This is a genomic window from Marivita sp., assembly GCF_051859345.1.
In the GTDB taxonomy this organism is placed as follows: domain Bacteria; phylum Pseudomonadota; class Alphaproteobacteria; order Rhodobacterales; family Rhodobacteraceae; genus Marivita.
Window position 1 is genome coordinate 29,438 of record NZ_JBHYFV010000033.1, and the last position, 17,702, is coordinate 47,139.

Consider the following 17,702-nt stretch of genomic DNA (forward strand, 5'->3'; position numbering starts at 1 on the left):
TCCTGCGCGGCATTTTTGTGAGTCTCGGTCAACTCAGAAGTCATCAATCAGATTATAAAACAGGTAGATACATTCGGATGTCAATGTATCACCTTAGTCAAGAAACGCTTTCTCGACCACATAAGTCCTGGGGTCGGAATTCGCACCTTCCTCGAGGCCGTATGTTTCGAGCATCTCTTTTATCTCAAGATTGAAGGCAAGGTTACCGCAGACCATGGCCCGATCGGTTTCAGGCGAAATGATCGGCACATCCAGATCCGCGAAACACTCACCCGAGCGCATCAGGTCGGTGATGCGGCCCATCTTCGCGCTCTCTTCGCGGGTGGTGGTCGGGTAATAGCGCAGCTTGTCGGCAAAGCCTTCGCCGATCAGTTCGGCCAGCAATTCGTCCGAGCGGATATCGTCGATCAGCTCCTTGCCATACTGCAATTCCCCAACTTCGCGACATGTGTGGGTCAGAACGACCTCTTCGTAATCTTCATACGTCTGCGGATCACGCAGCAGCGACGCAAACGGCGCGATGCCGGTTCCGGTGGCGAACAGCCAGAGCCGCTTGCCCGGCAGCAGCGCGTCATGCACCAACGTGCCCACGGGCTTGGGCCGCAGGATGATCTCGTCCCCCGGCTGAATGTGCTGCAATCGGCTGGTCAGCGGGCCGTCCTGCACCTTGATCGAGTAGAATTCCAGTTCTTCGTCCCACGATGGCGACGCGATGGAATAGGCGCGCAGCAGGGGCTTTTCGCGGCCGGTCTTTTCGTCCGTCTGCATGAGACCGATCATCACGAATTCCCCGGAGCGGAACCGCAAGGAGGCCGGGCGCGTGACGCGGAACGAAAACAGGCGATCGGTCCAGTGTTTGACCTGAGTCACGGTTTGCGCGTCGGGAACGGCGAGTGTCTTGGCGGCGGGCGCTTTGGTGGCTGTGGCTTCGGTCACGGGTGTCAACTCTGTCATGTTTTCATCATCGGTGTGTTTAAACCGATCCCTTACATCTATCTTTGATTTACATCAGACGAAACCCGCCCATGGTCGCAGGGACCAGGCGGGTGGTCATTTGGACCGCAGGTTCGGCTCAGGCGGCTATGCCACGCAGACGGGACTGGTAGTCATGCGCCTGCCAGTTCGCGCGGGCCAGCCATTGGCCTTCGGGCTGGCGGGTCGCCAGATCGTCGTCTATTTCCACGTCGTCAAACCCAGATCGACGCGCCATCGCGTATTGGTCGGCGATGACATGGCCCTGTGCGCGCAGCCAGCCCTTGTAGCCCTGCTGCCGGATCAGCCGGGCAAGGGTAAAGCCGCGCCCGTCGGAAAAGCTGGGAAAGGCCACGCGCACCAGTTCCTTGCCGATGAGCAGGCAGCGGAGCCGCGCCGGATCGGTGTCGGAGGCCAGATCGATGCGCGCTTCGGGGTCGATCCAGCGGGTCGGGTCGGTGGTCAGAAAGCCGGTGTCGTTGATGAGAACGGTCATTGTGCCTCTCTTGATGAGGTTGGCCGGTGCAGGCCGCATTCGTTTTTGCCTGTGCCGCGCCAGCGTCCGGCGCGGGGGTCTTCGCCTATGGCCACGCGGGTCGTGCAGGGGGCGCAGCCGATGGACGGGTAGCCGCGTGCAACCAGCGGGTGGCGGGGTAGATTATGGGTGTCGAGATGCGCCGCGATGCGTGCCGGTTTCCAGTCGATCAAGGGGTTGATCTTGATGCGGGCGGTGCCTTCGTCGAGGTCGAAATAGTGCAATCCCTCGCGGGTCTGCGCCTGATGCCGTTTGCGCCCGGTGATCCATGCGTCATAGCCTTGAAGCGCGTCGTTGAGCGGCTGGGTCTTGCGCAGGTCGCAGCAGGCGTCAGGATTACTGAAACGCAGGGCGCCGTACGGATCGACCGCGTCAACCGTACGGTCCGAGGCGCGGATGACCTGCACGTTGGTCAGGCCAAGATGGTCGGCGAGGTCTTGCTGGTAGGTCAGCGTTTCCTCAAAGAGCAGCCTTGTGTCGATGAACAGCACGGGCAGGCCGCGGTCGATCTGCGCAATCAGGTGCAACAGGACCGCGGAATCCGCGCCAAAGCTCGACACCATCGCGATGCGGTCGAAAAGCCCGCGCGTCAACACGGCCTCCAGCAAATAGGACGTGCCGAAATGGCGATAGCGCGTGTTCAACTCACCCACGCGTTCCTGCGCGGCCATGTGCTCATCAAGCGCGTGCGCGCTTTCTGCGCTGCTGTGTTGCGACAGGTGCAGCATCACGCGGCCTTCTGCTTTCTCTCGCTCTCACCATAAAGCGCGGTCTTGAACGGGGTCATGCCGACGCGGGCGAAAGTGTCGATGAACGCCTCATCGGCGCTGTCCCGTTCCGACAGGTAGGTGTCGACGATCCGCTCGATGGCGGGCACGATCTCGTCTGCGGAAAAGCCCGGCCCGGTGCGCTGACCGATGGCTGCGGTTTCGGTGTGATCGCCACCCAGCGTGATCTGGTAATTCTCGACCCCTGCACGGTCGAGGCCGAGGATACCGATATGGCCGACATGGTGGTGCCCGCACGCGTTGATGCAGCCCGAGATCTTGATCTTGAGATCACCAACTTCGTGTTCCAGTTTCAGCTGGTCGAAGCGCGTGGCAATCTCTTGCGCAATCGGGATCGACCGGGCAGTCGCCAGAGCGCAGTAATCCATGCCGGGGCAGGCGATGATGTCGCTGATCCTGCCGATATTGGCGGTGGCAAGACCGGCGTCTTTCAGCGCTGCGTAGATCGCGGGCAGGTCGGCCTTGTGGACATGCGGCAGGACGATGTTCTGTTCGTGGCTGATGCGCAATTCGTCATGGCCATAACGCGCGGCCAGATCGGCCATCACGCGCATCTGGTCTGCGGTGGCGTCGCCCGGTGTCGCGCCATGCGCCTTCAGGCTGATCTGCGCAATGGCATGACCCGGCGCGCGATGGACGCTGAGGTTGGTGTCGGCCCAGGACCGGAAGGCGGGGTCATTGGCGTAGGCCAGATCGAACGGCCCGGTGTCGCAGTCCTTGAAGGCGGGCGGCTCAAAGTCGGATTTGATCTGGGCGTAAAGCTGTTGATCCACGCCTGTGAAGGCAGGACGCAGGAGTGCGAACCGTTCCTCCACCCGGTGCCGGATGTCATCGATGCCATGCTCGTGTACGGTGATCTTGATCCGGCTCTTGTACTTGTTGTCGCGGCGGCCCAGCAGGTTCCAGACCGACACCACGGCTTCAAGATAGGGCAGCAGATCTGCCTCGGGCAGGAAGTCACGCACGACCTTGCCGATCATCGGGGTACGTCCAAGCCCACCGCCGACGATCACTTCGAACCCCGGCTCCCCGACCTCGTTGCGCACCATGCGCAAGCCGATGTCATGCGCCTTGGTTACAGCGCGGTCATTGGGCGATCCGGTCACGGCAATCTTGAACTTGCGCGGCAGGAACTGGAATTCCGGGTGATCGGTGGACCATTGGCGGATCAGCTCGGCCACCGGACGGGGATCGGCGATCTCGTCGGCGGCGGCGCCCGCGAAATGATCGGCGGTCACGTTGCGGATCGTGTTGCCAGAGGTCTGGATCGCGTGCATCTGCACTTCGGCCAATGCGTCGAGCATATCTGGCACGTCGCGCAGCGTGGGCCAGTTGAACTGGATGTTCTGACGTGTGGTGAAATGGCCATAAGCCTTGTCCCACCGCTCCGCGATCGTGGCGAGCTGCCGCATCTGGGCGCTGTTGAGCGTGCCATAAGGCACCGCTACGCGCAGCATGTAGGCGTGCAGTTGCAGGTAAAGCCCGTTCATCAGGCGCAGCGGTTTGAATTCATCCTCGGTGAGCGACCCGTCAATGCGGCGCTCCACCTGTGCGCGGAACTGGGCGTTGCGCGTCGCAACAAAGGCGGCGTCGAAATCGGTATAGCGGTACATCAGAGTGCCTCGGACTGTTTGCCGTGGGGATAGTTGGACGGGCCACGCATGCGGAACGCCTCGCGGAAATGGGTGGGCTGGGGGCCTTTTGCGTCGGGTGCCACGTCGGCAAGGTAGACGCCGACCACCTCGGAGGTGCGGGCGCTTGCGTCGATCAGGCGGATTTGGGCGTCGGCCTCGTCAGTCAGGACATCGGCATCCTTGAGGTTGCGGGTCCATGTGTCGTCTTGGGTCAGGTAGACCACGTCGCCTTTCAGCAGCGCGTTGGCGGTAACAACCTTGGGGGTGAAGATCGCTGGCATCAGATCATCTCCTGAACGTGGGGAAGGGTGGTTGCAGCCGCGTCACGCGGTGCCAGCCCGTACATGAGAAGCGCAGGGCCAGTCATGTCGGCCTCAGATAGAATGGAAGGCAGGGTGGCGAGCGTCGCGCTGACGATACGCTGTTCCGAGCGGCTTGCGTTTTCGACGATGGTCACAGGCGTTGACGGGGTCGCGCCATGCATCAGCAGGCGGCCCTGAATGAACCGCGCGGCTTTCTTCGCCATGTAGATCGCGGCGACTTCGCCGTCCCGGGCCAAAGCACGCCAGTCGTGATCTGCATAGCCTTGCATGTCATGCCCGGTGATCAGCCGCACAGCGGTGTTGCGCCCGCGCTTGGTGAGCGATTGGCCGAGAGCGGACACAGCGGCGGAGGCGGAAGTGAGGCCCGGCACGATGGTGAAGTCCAGACCCGCGTCGGTGATCGCATCAAGCTCTTCATCCAAACGACCAAAGACGGTGGGATCGCCGGACTTCAGGCGCACAACACGCGCGCCGGTCAGGGCTTCGTCCACGATCATCTGGTTGATCACCTCTTGAGTGAGTGACGGACCGAAGCCTTCCTTGCCCGCATTGCGCAAGCGGGTCTGCGGACCGACAAGCGCGAGAATCTCGGCGCTGACCAAACGGTCATGGATCACCACATCGGCGGTTTGAAGGGCGCGCAGAGCCTTGACCGTCAGAAGGTCGGGATCGCCCGGTCCTGCGCCGACAAAGGCGACAGGCTGGAGCGTGGTCATGTGCAAGTCGCGTGGCATCGGGTCGTCCTCTTCAGCGCTTTTCTTATCTCTAAAATAGAATTTTGTTCTGGTATTTTTCCAGTCCCTTGCAGGAATAAGGAAATCTGTTCTATGTGGCGGTTGGGTGAGGACATGTGACCCTCGAAATCGGCAGAAAGCGGAACAGCGATGAAAATTGACGACACAGACCGGAAAATTCTTGTCGAGTTGCAGACCGATGCGGCGCAGTCTCTGGACGACATCGCCCGCAAAGTGGGGTCTTCGAAGACGCCCGTGTGGAACCGGATTCGCAAGATGAAAGAGGCCGGGATCATCGGCGCGCAGGTGGTGCAGCTTGACGCCGACGCGCTCGGGTTCGAGGCGTGTTTCTTTGTGCTGATCCGCACCAGCGAACATGACGCGGCCTGGCAGCGTGCGTTTCTCAAGGCATTGCAGGACCGGCCCCAAGTGCAGGAGGCGCACCGACTGGCGGGGGATATCGACTACATCCTCAAGGTCCGCGTGAAGAACGCGCGGGCCTATGATGCGTTCTACCAGGCGCTGATCGCCGAGGTGAAGGTGCACAACGTGACCGCACTTCTGTCTATGGAAGAGATCAAGTCGACCACGGCTTTGCCGCTTTAGGCGGGTCTCACATTGTGCGCTGCCGCGCGCTCTTTCTCTGCCAGCGACGACGCGACGCCTTTGCCCTGTCGCGTTCAGGCGTTTGCGGCGCGTATGCATATTTAGAAAAAGAAGAAGCGGGGGGTGGGAGCACTGTCCCCCTACTTCTTCTTTTTTCAAATATGCAATAGCAAGGAGGCCGCTTGGTGCGGCTCAGGAAGTCTGTACCATCAGACGCTTCAGCCCGTGGAAATGGTAGGTGTTGGCGTAGACGGGTGGTTCCGTGATGCGCAGGGCCGGGCATCGGTCCCACAGGATCGGCAGGGCGATTTGCAACTCCAGCCGGGCCAGCGGTGCGCCGAGGCAGAAATGCAGGCCGCCGCCGAAGCTGGTGTTCTGCGTCACAGGGCGGGATGGATCGAAGCGGTGCGCGTCGGGCCAGTGCTGTGGGTCGTGATTGGCGGAGGCGAGGAGCAGGGCGACCTGATCGCCGCGTTGGAAGGTGTGGCCGTGAAGGGTAACCTCTTCATAGGCGTAGCGGGTGAACATGTGCAGCGGCGGGTCGTAGCGGAGGATTTCCTCGACGGATTGTTCGTCGATCCGGCGCGTTTCGGTTTCGAGAAGCGTCTTGATACCATTGCCCAGTGTGTGCACCGTTGCCTCGTGGCCCGCGTTCAGGAGCAGGATGCAGGTGGTGATCAACTCGTCGGTTGACAGCTTTTCGCCTTCCTCCTCGGCGGCGATCAGGTGGGTGATGAGGTCATCGCGGGGATCGGCGCGGCGGGTGTCGATATAGTGCCGCAGGAAGTCCGAGAAGTCGCCGGCGGCGGTCGCGGCGGCGTCCTCGGTCGCGCGGGTGCGGCTGGCCTGGTACATGGCGACCATCGCGTTCGACCAGCGCAGGAGGTGCGGGGCCATGTCATCTGGCACACCCAGCAGGCGCGCGATGACGATTACCGGGATCGGCTGGCAGAAGGTGGTGAGGATGTCGAAGGGGGTGTCCGTCGGGAAAGCGTTGATTTTCTCGTGGGTTAGGGCGGTTATTTCAGGTTCCAATGCCTTGATCCGCCGCGAGGTGAAGGCGCGCAGGACCAGACCACGCAAGCGAGTGTGGCGGGGTGGTTCCAACTCCAGCATGGAATGGGTCTCGACTGCGTAGAAAGGGGCGAGGTGCTCGGGGATTGACGTGGTCATTTCTGGTGGGACTTCGCGGCCGAAACGGCGGTCGCGCAGGATGGCGTGGACCGCGCGGTGGCTGGCGGCGCAGGGCATGGCGTAGTCGTCCCACCACGCCAGATCGCCGCTCTCGCGCAGACGGTCGTAGAACGGGTAGGGGTTCTGGACGAATGCCGGGTCGGTTGGGGATTGCGAAAATCGCTGCATGGGCTGGCGTTGTGTCGCTCAGTTGTTCAACGCATCGACAATGGGTGCAAAATCGGTGGCTTTGAGGCTGGCCCCGCCGACCAAAGCGCCGTCGACATCGGCAACGGCGAAGATCTCGGTTGCGTTCGAGGCCTTGACGCTGCCGCCATAGAGCAGGCGGATCGTGTCCGCGAGATCAGTGCCGAAACGCTGGATCAGCGCGCTGCGCATAAAGCCATGCACGTCGGCGATCTGGTTGGTGGTGGGCACCTTGCCGGTGCCGATGGCCCAGACGGGTTCATAGGCGATGACAGTGTTTGCGCCGGTGACGTCGTCGGGCAGGGAGGCGGCGAGTTGGCGGCCCACCACGTCGAGGGTTTTGCCGCTTTCACGTTCGTCGAGGGTTTCGCCGACGCAGACGATAGCGGTCAGGCCTGCGGCCCAGGCGGCTTGGGTCTTGTAGGCGACCAGCGCGTCGGATTCGCCGTGATCGGCGCGGCGTTCGGAATGGCCGAGGATCACGTAGGTTGCGCCTGCATCCCTGAGCATCGGCGCCGATACATCGCCGGTATGTGCGCCCGAGGCGGCGCTGTGGCAATCCTGCCCGCCTATGGCAATCGCACCTGCATTTGCCGCAGCGGACGCGACCAGCGTGACGGGTGGGCAGATCAGCACTTCGGCGTTACCACCTGCGGCGCCTTGCAACGCTCCAAGCTCGCTCAACTCAGCAAGCGTTCCGTTCATTTTCCAGTTTCCGGCGGCGAGTTTGCGGCGCATGTGGTGGCTCCTGCTGGCGTTTTGGATTGGCGTGCATCATCGCGGGCAGGCAAGCGGCGTCAAGGGCAGTTGCGTGGCATGTGGTCTGGTGTCACAAAGCCGGGCGATTGGACGGGAGGGTGCGAGATGATCCCGAGACTGGATGCGCAGGCTTTGGCGGCAGGTGATGCAGATGCTCTGGCACAGATGCGGGTGGCTGCTGAAGAAGTGGGGTTTGCCACTGTGCACAACACCGCCTTCACCTCGGCGCGGATGCGATTCGTGCTGGCGGCGTATCGCGCGTTCTTTGCCTTGCCGGACGAGATCAAGGATCAGGTCAACATGGCCCGGACCGGATCGAACCGGGGCTGGGGCGCGCCGAAATCGGAACAGGTCGATCCGCAGGCGAACCCCGACTACAAAGAGGTGTTCGATTGCGGTTATTCTTTGCCTGATGGGGACATACGCGTTGCCCTGCCTGTCTACGCGCCGAACCATTGGCCGGACCGACCAGCCGGTTTCGAACAAGTGATCCGGGCCTATTACAGCGATGCGCTGGACGTGGCGCGGGGCATTCTGCGCGGGATTGCCATGTCCATCGGGTCGGATGCGGATTTCTTCGAGGACAAGTTCGATTGCCCGATGGCGCTGTTGCGGGGCAATTACTATCCGCCGCGACCGGATTGGGCGGGGGACAAGGATTTCGGCATCGGGGCGCATACGGATTACGGCTGCCTGACGCTTTTGGCGACGGATGGTCAGCCGGGGCTCGAGTTGCAGCCGCGCGGGCACAGCGACTGGTTGCCGGTGCAGGCACCCCCCGGAGAGTTCATTATCAATTTCGGTGAGATGCTGGAGATGTGGACCGATGGCGGGGTTGTGGCGACGCTGCACCGGGTCAAAGGCGGTGGGGATGAACGGATTTCCGTGCCGCTGTTCTTCAATCCGAATGTCGAAACGAACGTGGCTCCGATCGGGTCAGGCAAGCTGATCCCTGCGGGCGATCATTTGTCAAAACGCTATGCCGAGACCTATGTGCATTTGCAGGGGAAGGGATAGGCGGTGCGTGTGATCCCGCACCCTACGCCTTGAGGTTCGGTGCGCCGTTGGCGTGCTCGGTGGCCAGTTCGTCCACGTCTTTGAACTTGATCGATTCGCCACAGCCGCAGGCGTCGGCCACGTTCGGGTTGTTGAAGTGGAAGCCGGATTCCAGAAGCGAGGTCTGGTAGTCGATCTCGGTCCCGAAGAGGAACATCTGCGCCATCGGGGCGATCATCACAATGGCACCGTCCTGATCGACCACTTCGTCGTTGGGGTCGGCGTCATCGACGTAATCCATGGTGTATTCCATGCCAGCGCAGCCGCCTTTCTTGACGCCGATGCGCAAGCCTGCATGGCCTTTGGCCTCCATCAGCTTGCGCACTTGGGATGCGGCCTTGGGGGTGAGGGTGACGGCTTGTTTGCCGGGAATGCCGAACATGGGATCTCTCGCTTTCTCAGTTACCCTTAACCTAAGGAGTCACGGCTGCGATCTCAAGGAGGGAAAGTGTTGCGTAGCCGGTGGCAAGGCCCCAGCCGAACGAGGCAAGCGTGCCGATGATGACGTATTCGCCCGCTTTTTGACCCTTGGAGGCGGTATCGAAGCGCAGCACGGATTTCGCGGCGATCAGGAAGCCGGTGGCGGTGGCCTCTCCGACGCAGAGGAAGAGAAAGATCAAGCCGCGTTCCAGTTTGCCGATCATGCGTCCGGCATTGTCGAGCCCTTCGGCACTGGGGCCAGCATCATCGGCCTCGAACTGGTCTGTATAGGGTTTCATCAGCAACCCGACGGCAAACCCTCCGGCCCAGATCGAGGTGATCGCACCGCAGAACAGGATCACGGGTGTCCTGATCGGTGCGATGTGATCGGCCCAAAGCCCTTGGGTGATGGCGTCCGGCACGAGGATCGCAGCCGCGACAAGCGTTGCGAGATGTGCTGTTTGGTCGATCATAAAGGCAGGCAGGCTGTCGCGCCAACGGTTAGGCAGACCCCAGACCTTGAGCGCGTCGATGACCAGATGCGCCGCGGCCACGGCCAGCGCCAGCTGCCAGTGACCGCCCAGCGCGACAAACGTGAGGGCGAACACGATGGCGATGTGCAGGGCAAGGAACAGCGGTTCGGCTTTGCGCCGGATCATCACGTCGGGTTGGGCCAGGAAATCCGCGATCAGGTGGGCCAGCAAAAGCGCGATGAAGACGTCTAACATGGGGCGCTCCGCAAGTGTTCTGGCTTGCTTTGGCGCAAAGAAATCGGAATCACTTGCGGGCGTCCTCTTCCATTGCGCGAAGTGCGTCGTCGAGTGCGGGGTAGCCTGCGGACCAGAGAGCCTGGTTGACCGCCTGGCGGGTGATGCCAAAGGATTTGGCGATCTCGGCGCGGGCTGGTGCGTTTGGCGGAAGCAGAGCGGCAACAGCGCGCGCCTGTGCCTGCGTCCAGCCAACGGAGATGTGGTCGGCCAAGTGCGTGGCGGCGTCTACTGCACCGCCTTGGGCGTGGGCGATGAGCCTGTTGCCGGAAATGCTGGTGAGCAAACGGCCGGACGCGACGAAGACAGGACCATGCGCTGCATTCAGATCGCCGCTGTCCGGCAGGGTTCCGTCGCCGGTGGCAAGTGCGATGCGGGTTTTCGTTGTATCCATGTCGCGTCGCAATCGGGCCTGAATGAAAAGAGCGGCACGCAGGGCTAGCGTGGGATCACCGATGGCGATTTGCCAACCATCACCACCGCGCCGCGCGAAGCGGGTCATAAGGGATGGGGTTTGCCAGTGCGAGATGTCGTCAGCGGCGCGTTCGATGGTGGCCAATGTCGCGTCCACCTCGTCTGGGGCGAGATCGGAAGAGGCGATCAAGTCACCTGTGAGAACGCAAAGACGGGCCATTTCGCAAGCTATATCACTTTCTATTGGTCAAAGAAAGTGATTTCGATTTCCGTTTTGGCCCGTCGCCTTGCGCCAAAGACCGACGCGCCCATTCGGCGGCCTCGTCCGGGTCGTCAAGGGCAGAGTCGGGCAGTGTCCAATACGGCATGTGCGCCGGTTTGCCGGATTTGCCTGCGTAGGCCCATTGTTCACAGCCTTCGGCGGCAAGATCATCGGCCAATTCGCCGCGCGCCTTGAGAAGCAGCGTTTCTTCCGGGCCGATGATGGAAAAGATGGTGCCGTCCGAGTAGACGCCAAGACCGCCGAACATCTTGCGTGTGGTGATCCCCGGAACGGCCCTGAACAGGTCACGGACAAACGTGATCTGTTCGTCGGTGACCGCCATGGCTTACATGAAGCCCAGTTCAAGCCGGGCTTCGTCAGACATCATGTCCATACCCCAGGGCGGTTCCCATGTCAGTTCGACATCGACCTGTTTGACGCCGGCCAGCGGTTCGATGGCTTCCGCCACCCAACCGGGCATTTCACCTGCCACCGGACAGCCTGGTGCTGTCAGCGTCATGATCACGCGCACTTCGTTCTGGTCATTGATGTCGAGCGTGTAGACCAGACCGAGGTCATAGATATTGACCGGGATTTCCGGGTCATAAACGGATCGGCAGGCCTCGACCACCTGATCGTAGAGCGGGTGATCGGTACTGGAGGGTGCAATCAGCGGTGCACCTTCGATTTTGGGGCTGGCGTCGTTCATGTCGGTCCTTCCCGTAAGTTCCTGACCAAAGATATAGGGAAAGGGACGGAGGGGGTAAAGGGGCGCAATGTCACGATGTCTTGCGAGCGGATTTGCGACGGGGAACAGGGGCCGGGCGAACCTTTTCCTCGATTGCGTCGTAGAGCAATCCCGCGATGTTCTTGGTGCTGGCGGTTTCGATGCCTTCAAGGCCCGGAGAGGAGTTGACCTCAAGCACCTTGGGGCCTGAATGCGAGCGCAGAAGATCCACCCCGGCAAGGCCAAGGCCAAACACCTTGGCAGCGCGCACGGCGGTGTCGCGTTCTTCCTTGCTGATGCGGACCTTGGTGGCGCTGCCGCCGCGATGCAGGTTTGAGCGGAAATCACCCTCGGACCCGGTGCGTTTCATGGACGCCACAACTTTGCCGTTCAGGACAAGGCAGCGGATGTCTTCGCCAGCGGCTTCCTTGACGAAATCCTGCACCAGAAAGTTGGCCTTGAGACCGCGAAACGCGTCGATCACCGATTCAGCCGCCTTCTTGGTTTCGGCCAGGACCACACCTTTGCCTTGCGTGGATTCAAGCAGTTTGACGATCAGCGGTGCGGTGCCGACCAGACCGATCAGGTTCGACGTATCCTTGGGTGAATTGGCAAAGGCGGTCGGGGGCATGCCGATCCGGTGGCGGGCCAGGATCTGGTGGGCATGCAGTTTGTCGCGGCTCGACGTGATTCCGGCGCTGCCATTGACCACATAGGTGCCGATGGATTCGAACTGACGCACGATGGCGGTGCCATAAGGTGTGATCGACGCGCCGATGCGCGGGATGATCGCGTCATAGCGGGGAAGACGTTTGCCGTCGTAGTACACCTCGGGGGCCATTGCGTTGATCGCCATGTAGCAGCGCGTCGTGTCGATCACTTCGACGGAATGGCCGCGGTCTTCACCTTCCTCGACAAGCCTGCGGGTCGAATAGTTGTTTTCGCGACTGAGCACGGCAATGCGCAGCGCCCGGTTCGGGGCGATCTTGCGCATCTTGGGGGTGTGATAAACGTCGAAATCCAGCTCTGGCTGATAAAACCGTTCGCTGGGAACGATGTTGACATGATCCTTGAGCGCCTGACGCCCGAGAAGCATGCGGTTTGTCATAGTGCCGCGATCCGTCAACGTGATTTCAACGTCCCACTCCATGCCGCCGACCGACAGGCGGGAGGCGATGACATACCGGCTTTCGGTTTCACCGTTCGACGACGTGACGTCGCGGCGGTCTACGATTTGGGCCGAGCAGGGGATAAGCAGGTCTTCGCGCCCCGGAATCGGGTGTACGGCAAAGCGCACGCGGGGTTTGCTGGCCGAACCGAACACCTCGATATCGGCGGCATGAAGCGCGGACGTGCGTGCGCCGGTGTCGACCTTGGCGCGGATGGCGGGAAGACCAAGGTCCGGCAGGCTGATCCATTCTTCCCAACCGAATGTCAGTGTCGTGTCGGGAGCCGACCCCGAGCCTTTGGGCGCGGGATCGTTGGATGTGGTGTCAGACATGGGAATCGCGCCTCCTTGGCAATGCGGGTGATTTGGCGCACAAGGGCGCGCTCTGCAAGTAAGGCCCGATCATGACAGTTTCTTCCTCCTTCGCTCTTCACGCCACCGATGGCACCGCGCGGACCGGCGCGATCACCACGCCGCGCGGCACGATCCGCACGCCTGCCTTCATGCCGGTGGGCACGGCGGCGACGGTCAAGGCGATGATGCCGGAAAGCGTGGCCGCCACGGGGGCGGATATCCTTCTGGGCAACACCTATCACCTGATGTTGCGTCCCACAGCCGAGCGTATCGACCGTCTGGGGGGGCTGCACAGATTCATGAACTGGGACAAGCCGATCCTCACGGATTCGGGTGGGTTTCAGGTGATGAGCCTCGCTGATCTGCGCAAGCTGACAGAGAAAGGCGTGACGTTCAAATCGCACATCGACGGGTCAAGACATGAACTGACGCCAGAGCGGTCGATGGAAATTCAGCGCCTGCTTGGCTCTGACATCGTGATGTGTTTCGACGAATGCCCTTCCTTGCCGGCCGACCGCGACCGCATCGCAGAGTCGATGCGTCTGTCGATGCGGTGGGCGGAACGGTCACGCGTGGCGTTTGGGGATCGTCCCGGCCACATGCTGTTCGGGATTCAGCAAGGTGGGCTGGAACAGGATCTACGAGAGGAATCGGCTGAGGCTTTGAAGGCCATCGGGTTTGACGGCTATGCCATTGGCGGTCTTGCCGTGGGTGAAGGGCAGGAGGCGATGTTCACCTGTCTGGATTTTGCGCCCAGCCAACTGCCCGAGGACAAGCCGCGTTACCTGATGGGCGTGGGCAAGCCCGACGACATCGTCGGCGCGGTCAAGCGTGGGGTGGACATGATGGATTGCGTTCTGCCGTCGCGGTCGGGGCGCACCGGACAGGCCTGGACGCGGCGCGGGCAGGTCAACATCAAGAACGCGCGGCATCAGGACGATCCGCGCCCGCTGGACGAGGATTGCACCTGTCCCGCCTGCCAAAACTACAGCCGCGCCTACCTGCACCATGTCTTCCGCGCGCAAGAGATGATTTCGGGCATGCTGCTGACCTGGCACAACCTGCATTATTACCAGGAGTTGATGCAGGCGATGCGGGATGCGATTGCCGGTGGCACCTTTGCCGCGTTCGAGGCGGCGTTTCATGCGGAGCGGTCCGAAGGCGATATCGAGCCGATCTAGACTGTGTCACTCGGTTCTGTGCATACGTATCCGACTTCGCATATGATCGCGGAACACGAATTTTCGGGAGAATGGATATGAGTCGTTTGATGACCCTTGTTGCTTTCGTCGCCGCTTTTGGTGCGATGCCGGTTCTGGCGCAGATGCATGGCCATCGGCACGGGGCTGACGGCGGCGGGCACGATATGGTCACGATGCCGGGCCTGCGCGGTGAAAACGCCACGGCGGAAGAAAGCGCCGAGCTGGCTTTGATGTTCCGCAAGTTCCAGACGCTGAGCCGCGAGGTCGAGACCCTGCCCAACGGCATCCGCACGGTCACCCGGTCAAGCGATCCGGACGTGATGGAGGCGCTGGTCAGCCATGTTGTTGGCATGATCGACCGGGTGGGGCAGAAAGATGATCCGAAGATTTTTATCCAGAGCCCGACGCTCGATATCTTTTTCGCGCGCGGCGACCGGATCCTGTCCGAGATCGACGTGACGGAAGACGGGGTGATCGTGACCCAGACCTCGGATGACCCAGAAGTCGTGGTGGCGATGCACACCCATGCCGCCGAAGTCACTGCGATGGTCGAGCAGGGCATGCATGCGGTTCACATGATGATGATGCAACGTCCCGCGAACTGACGCTTGCGGCGATCCACAGCTTGGGGCAAAGCTGCCGGATTGCCCGAACCGGGTACAGGAGCACGACATGGATTACGGAAAAACCGGCGCAGCCAAGCCCAGCAAGGGCGCGCCCAGATACGATGCGCACAAGTCCTCGGGCAAGGCCAAGACGGGCGCACCCGACAAGGGCGAAAAAAGCGCGCTGCTTGCACGCATGAAAGTGGCGGCCGAAAAGGGCAAGTCCTGACCGATTGCGGGGTCTTGCCCCGGTTCGGACGCTGCACAGCTTAACCGATGTTCAAAACCGACCTTGCAGGCAACGAGCATCAAGATATGGTGTCCTCAACCAGAGTGAGGTTGAAACCTACCGGGGAGCGACCCACCTTACATACCTGAACGGAGATGGCCGGGGCTGCCGCAAAGCGGGGCCAGTGCCATCTTGCCAATGATAAGGATACGAGCATGCAAGAGCCTCTCAACGCCTCCTACCCAGTGCTTCCGCTGCGGGACATCGTTGTGTTCCCGCATATGATTGTTCCGCTGTTTGTCGGGCGTGACAAATCGGTGCGCGCGCTGGAAGAGGTTATGGCCGATGACAAGCAGATCCTGCTTGCCAGCCAGATGGACCCTGCGGAGGATGATCCGCAGACAGACGGGATTTACCGGGCCGGTGTTCTGGCCAATGTGTTGCAACTTCTCAAACTGCCCGACGGCACCGTCAAGGTGCTTGTCGAAGGTCAGAGCCGTGTGCGCATCACCGAATACCTTGAGAACGACAACTTCTTCGAAGCCTCCGCCGAATACCTGTCCGAGATGCCCGGCGATCCGGCAGCGATCGAGGCGCTTGTGCGCACCGTGGCCGAAGAATTCGAGCGTTACGCCAAGGTCAAGAAGAACATCCCCGACGAGGCCCTTGGGGCCGTGTCTGATGCGGACGCGCCGGCAAAGCTGGCCGATCTTGTGGCCGGTCACCTGGGTATTGAAGTCGATCAGAAGCAAGAACTGCTTGAGACCCTTTCGGTCAGCGAGCGGCTTGAAAAGGTCTACGGCCTGATGCAGGGCGAAATGTCTGTGCTGCAGGTCGAGAAAAAGATCAAGACGCGCGTCAAATCCCAGATGGAGCGCACGCAGCGCGAGTATTATCTTAATGAACAGATGAAGGCCATTCAGAAGGAACTTGGCGACGGCGAGGATGGCCAGAACGAGGTCGCCGAACTGGAAGCCAAGGTCAACGAGACCAAGCTGTCCAAGGAAGCGCGCGAAAAGGCCGATGCCGAGCTCAAGAAGCTCAAGAACATGAGCCCGATGAGCGCCGAGGCGACCGTTGTACGCAACTACCTTGACTGGATGCTGTCGATCCCGTGGGGCACCAAATCCCGCGTCAAGAAGGATCTGGGTCGTGCCGAGCGTATCCTCGACGAGGATCACTACAGCCTCGAGAAGGTCAAGGAGCGCATCGTCGAATACCTTGCCGTGCAGCAACGTTCGAAAAAGTTGAAAGGCCCGATCATGTGCCTTGTCGGCCCTCCGGGTGTGGGCAAGACCAGCTTGGGCAAGTCGGTCGCCAAGGCCACGGGACGCGAATTCATCCGCATCTCGCTGGGCGGCGTGCGCGACGAGTCCGAGATCCGCGGTCACCGCCGGACCTATATCGGCTCGATGCCGGGCAAGATCATCCAGGCGCTGAAAAAGGCCAAGACGACAAACCCGCTGATCCTGCTCGACGAGATCGACAAGATGGGTCAGGATTTCCGGGGCGACCCGGCGTCGGCGATGCTCGAGGTGCTGGACCCGGAACAGAACGGGACATTTGTGGACCACTATCTTGAAGTGGAATACGACCTGTCCAACGTGATGTTCCTCACCACGGCGAACTCCTACAACATGCCCGGACCGCTTCTGGACCGGATGGAGATCATTCCGCTCGCGGGTTACACTGAGGATGAAAAGACCGAGATCGCCAAGCGTCACCTGATTTCCAAGCAGGTCAAGAACCATGGCCTCAAGAAGGGCGAATTCGAACTGACGGACGAGGCGCTGACCGACATGGTCCGCTACTACACCCGCGAAGCCGGGGTGCGGAACCTTGAGCGTGAGATCTCGAAGCTGGCGCGCAAGGCGGTGACAAAGATCATCAAGAAGCAGGAAGAGAAGGTGGTCATCACTCCCGACAACCTGTCCGACTATCTTGGCGTTCGCAAACACCGTTATGGTCTGGCCGAAGACGAAAACCAGGTCGGGGTTGTGACCGGGCTGGCCTACACCAGCGTGGGCGGCGACCTGCTTCATATCGAGGCGCTCAAGCTTCCGGGCAAGGGGCGGATGAAGACCACCGGCAAACTGGGCGACGTCATGAAGGAGTCCATCGACGCGGCGGCCAGCTATGTGCGGTCCATCGCGCCGGAAATCGGGGTCAAGCCGACGAAGTTCGACCTGATGGACATCCACGTCCACGTTCCGGATGGGGCCACGCCCAAGGATGGCCCGTCTGCCGGTCTTGCGATGGTGACATCCATCGTGTCGGTGCTGACAGGCATACCAGTGCGCCGTGATATCGCCATGACGGGTGAGGTGTCCTTGCGCGGCAACGCGATGCCGATTGGTGGTCTGAAAGAGAAACTTCTCGCGGCATTGCGCGGCGGCATCAAGACGGTGCTGATCCCCAAGGAAAATGAGAAGGATCTGGTGGAACTGCCGGACAACGTGAAAAACGGTCTTGAGATCATCCCGGTCGAACACGTTTCGGATGTTCTGAAGCTGGCGCTGGTCGGAAAACCCGAACCCATCGAATGGGACGAAGCGGCCGAAGAGGCTGCGGCGCAGGCCATGGCCAAGAACAATACCGGGGCATCCGCCATCGCGCACTAAGGCGATGCGACGCCCAAATGATCCTACGCCGTCCCGTTCGGGGCGGCGTTTTTCGTTGCCAAATGGCCAAACCACGACGGATATCCCGCATTTTGTGGGCGTTGCGTGTCGAAACACTGGATAATGCGTGCATCCTTGGTATGCTT

At 61.2% G+C, this 17,702-nt stretch carries 20 protein-coding genes; 6 read left to right on the forward strand and 14 right to left on the reverse strand.

Features of this window, described 5'->3' with window-relative positions; translation table 11 throughout:
* Window positions 1–93: 93 nt before the first annotated feature.
* The 6 genes from ACTIEN_RS17235 to cobA all read right to left on the reverse strand — a co-directional run bounded on the left by ACTIEN_RS17235 (window position 94) and on the right by cobA (window position 4,986).
* A complete protein-coding gene (locus ACTIEN_RS17235; RefSeq protein WP_439524384.1) occupies window positions 94–954 on the reverse strand; it encodes a ferredoxin--NADP reductase in 861 nt (286 codons plus the stop codon).
* 118 nt (window positions 955–1,072) lie between these two features.
* Window positions 1,073–1,468 carry a DUF934 domain-containing protein gene (locus ACTIEN_RS17240; protein WP_439524385.1) on the reverse strand — a complete coding sequence of 132 codons (396 nt, stop codon included), beginning with the start codon at window positions 1,466–1,468 and terminating at the stop codon, window positions 1,073–1,075.
* Window positions 1,465–2,235, reverse strand: a complete 771-nt coding sequence (locus ACTIEN_RS17245; protein WP_439524386.1) for a phosphoadenylyl-sulfate reductase — start codon at window positions 2,233–2,235, stop codon at window positions 1,465–1,467. Before ACTIEN_RS17245 ends, ACTIEN_RS17240 begins: the two co-directional genes overlap by 4 nt.
* Complete coding sequence (locus ACTIEN_RS17250) at window positions 2,235–3,908, reverse strand: nitrite/sulfite reductase (protein WP_439524387.1); 1,674 nt, start codon at window positions 3,906–3,908, stop codon at window positions 2,235–2,237. The genes ACTIEN_RS17245 and ACTIEN_RS17250 overlap by 1 nt, the downstream gene beginning before the upstream one ends.
* Window positions 3,908–4,210 carry a DUF2849 domain-containing protein gene (locus tag ACTIEN_RS17255; RefSeq protein WP_439524388.1) on the reverse strand — a complete coding sequence of 101 codons (303 nt, stop codon included), beginning with the start codon at window positions 4,208–4,210 and terminating at the stop codon, window positions 3,908–3,910. The genes ACTIEN_RS17250 and ACTIEN_RS17255 overlap by 1 nt, the downstream gene beginning before the upstream one ends.
* On the reverse strand, window positions 4,210–4,986 hold the full coding sequence (gene cobA / locus ACTIEN_RS17260; RefSeq protein ID WP_439524389.1) for a uroporphyrinogen-III C-methyltransferase: 777 nt from the start codon (window positions 4,984–4,986) through the stop codon (window positions 4,210–4,212). Before cobA ends, ACTIEN_RS17255 begins: the two co-directional genes overlap by 1 nt.
* Before the next feature lie 150 nt (window positions 4,987–5,136).
* On the opposite strand from cobA, the gene ACTIEN_RS17265 reads away from it, so the two are divergent.
* On the forward strand, window positions 5,137–5,592 hold the full coding sequence (locus tag ACTIEN_RS17265) for an Lrp/AsnC family transcriptional regulator (RefSeq protein ID WP_439524390.1): 456 nt from the start codon (window positions 5,137–5,139) through the stop codon (window positions 5,590–5,592).
* A gap of 192 nt (window positions 5,593–5,784) precedes the next feature.
* Here ACTIEN_RS17265 and ACTIEN_RS17270 read toward each other — a convergent pair whose 3' ends face one another.
* Both ACTIEN_RS17270 and tpiA read right to left on the reverse strand, forming a co-directional pair.
* Window positions 5,785–6,954: a cytochrome P450 gene (locus ACTIEN_RS17270; RefSeq protein ID WP_439524391.1), complete on the reverse strand. Its 1,170-nt coding sequence runs from the start codon at window positions 6,952–6,954 to the stop codon at window positions 5,785–5,787.
* Window positions 6,955–6,972: 18 nt separating this feature from the next.
* Window positions 6,973–7,710 carry a triose-phosphate isomerase gene (gene tpiA, locus ACTIEN_RS17275; protein ID WP_439524392.1) on the reverse strand — a complete coding sequence of 246 codons (738 nt, stop codon included), beginning with the start codon at window positions 7,708–7,710 and terminating at the stop codon, window positions 6,973–6,975.
* A 126-nt stretch (window positions 7,711–7,836) separates the two neighbouring features.
* Between tpiA and ACTIEN_RS17280 the strand changes: the two genes are divergently transcribed.
* Entirely contained in the window at window positions 7,837–8,748 is a 912-nt protein-coding gene (locus ACTIEN_RS17280) for an isopenicillin N synthase family dioxygenase (RefSeq protein ID WP_439524393.1), read from the forward strand.
* 22 nt (window positions 8,749–8,770) lie between these two features.
* On the opposite strand, the gene ACTIEN_RS17285 is transcribed toward ACTIEN_RS17280, so the two are convergent.
* The 6 genes from ACTIEN_RS17285 to rimK all read right to left on the reverse strand — a co-directional run bounded on the left by ACTIEN_RS17285 (window position 8,771) and on the right by rimK (window position 12,878).
* Window positions 8,771–9,169 carry a HesB/IscA family protein gene (locus tag ACTIEN_RS17285; RefSeq protein ID WP_439524394.1) on the reverse strand — a complete coding sequence of 133 codons (399 nt, stop codon included), beginning with the start codon at window positions 9,167–9,169 and terminating at the stop codon, window positions 8,771–8,773.
* A 31-nt stretch (window positions 9,170–9,200) separates the two neighbouring features.
* Window positions 9,201–9,935: a DUF3307 domain-containing protein gene (locus ACTIEN_RS17290; RefSeq protein WP_439524395.1), complete on the reverse strand. Its 735-nt coding sequence runs from the start codon at window positions 9,933–9,935 to the stop codon at window positions 9,201–9,203.
* A gap of 49 nt (window positions 9,936–9,984) precedes the next feature.
* Complete coding sequence (locus ACTIEN_RS17295) at window positions 9,985–10,578, reverse strand: MarR family transcriptional regulator (RefSeq protein ID WP_439524396.1); 594 nt, start codon at window positions 10,576–10,578, stop codon at window positions 9,985–9,987.
* Between the two features lie 43 nt (window positions 10,579–10,621).
* Window positions 10,622–10,993 carry a TfoX/Sxy family protein gene (locus tag ACTIEN_RS17300; RefSeq protein WP_439524397.1) on the reverse strand — a complete coding sequence of 124 codons (372 nt, stop codon included), beginning with the start codon at window positions 10,991–10,993 and terminating at the stop codon, window positions 10,622–10,624.
* A 3-nt stretch (window positions 10,994–10,996) separates the two neighbouring features.
* Entirely contained in the window at window positions 10,997–11,359 is a 363-nt protein-coding gene (locus ACTIEN_RS17305; protein ID WP_439524398.1) for an SUF system Fe-S cluster assembly protein, read from the reverse strand.
* Between the two features lie 70 nt (window positions 11,360–11,429).
* Window positions 11,430–12,878 (reverse strand): 30S ribosomal protein S6--L-glutamate ligase, encoded by a 1,449-nt coding sequence (gene rimK, locus ACTIEN_RS17310; RefSeq protein ID WP_439524399.1) that lies wholly within the window; start codon window positions 12,876–12,878, stop codon window positions 11,430–11,432.
* 71 nt (window positions 12,879–12,949) lie between these two features.
* On the opposite strand from rimK, the gene tgt reads away from it, so the two are divergent.
* From tgt to lon, 4 genes are all read left to right on the forward strand, one after another.
* Window positions 12,950–14,080 carry a tRNA guanosine(34) transglycosylase Tgt gene (gene tgt / locus ACTIEN_RS17315; protein WP_439524400.1) on the forward strand — a complete coding sequence of 377 codons (1,131 nt, stop codon included), beginning with the start codon at window positions 12,950–12,952 and terminating at the stop codon, window positions 14,078–14,080.
* A gap of 77 nt (window positions 14,081–14,157) precedes the next feature.
* The gene (locus ACTIEN_RS17320) at window positions 14,158–14,706 is read left to right on the forward strand and encodes a hypothetical protein (protein WP_439524401.1); all 549 of its coding nucleotides are present in this window, start codon (window positions 14,158–14,160) and stop codon (window positions 14,704–14,706) included.
* 67 nt (window positions 14,707–14,773) lie between these two features.
* Window positions 14,774–14,935 carry a hypothetical protein gene (locus ACTIEN_RS17325; RefSeq protein WP_439524402.1) on the forward strand — a complete coding sequence of 54 codons (162 nt, stop codon included), beginning with the start codon at window positions 14,774–14,776 and terminating at the stop codon, window positions 14,933–14,935.
* A 215-nt stretch (window positions 14,936–15,150) separates the two neighbouring features.
* On the forward strand, window positions 15,151–17,556 hold the full coding sequence (gene lon / locus ACTIEN_RS17330; protein ID WP_439524403.1) for an endopeptidase La: 2,406 nt from the start codon (window positions 15,151–15,153) through the stop codon (window positions 17,554–17,556).
* Window positions 17,557–17,702: the final 146 nt, after the last annotated feature.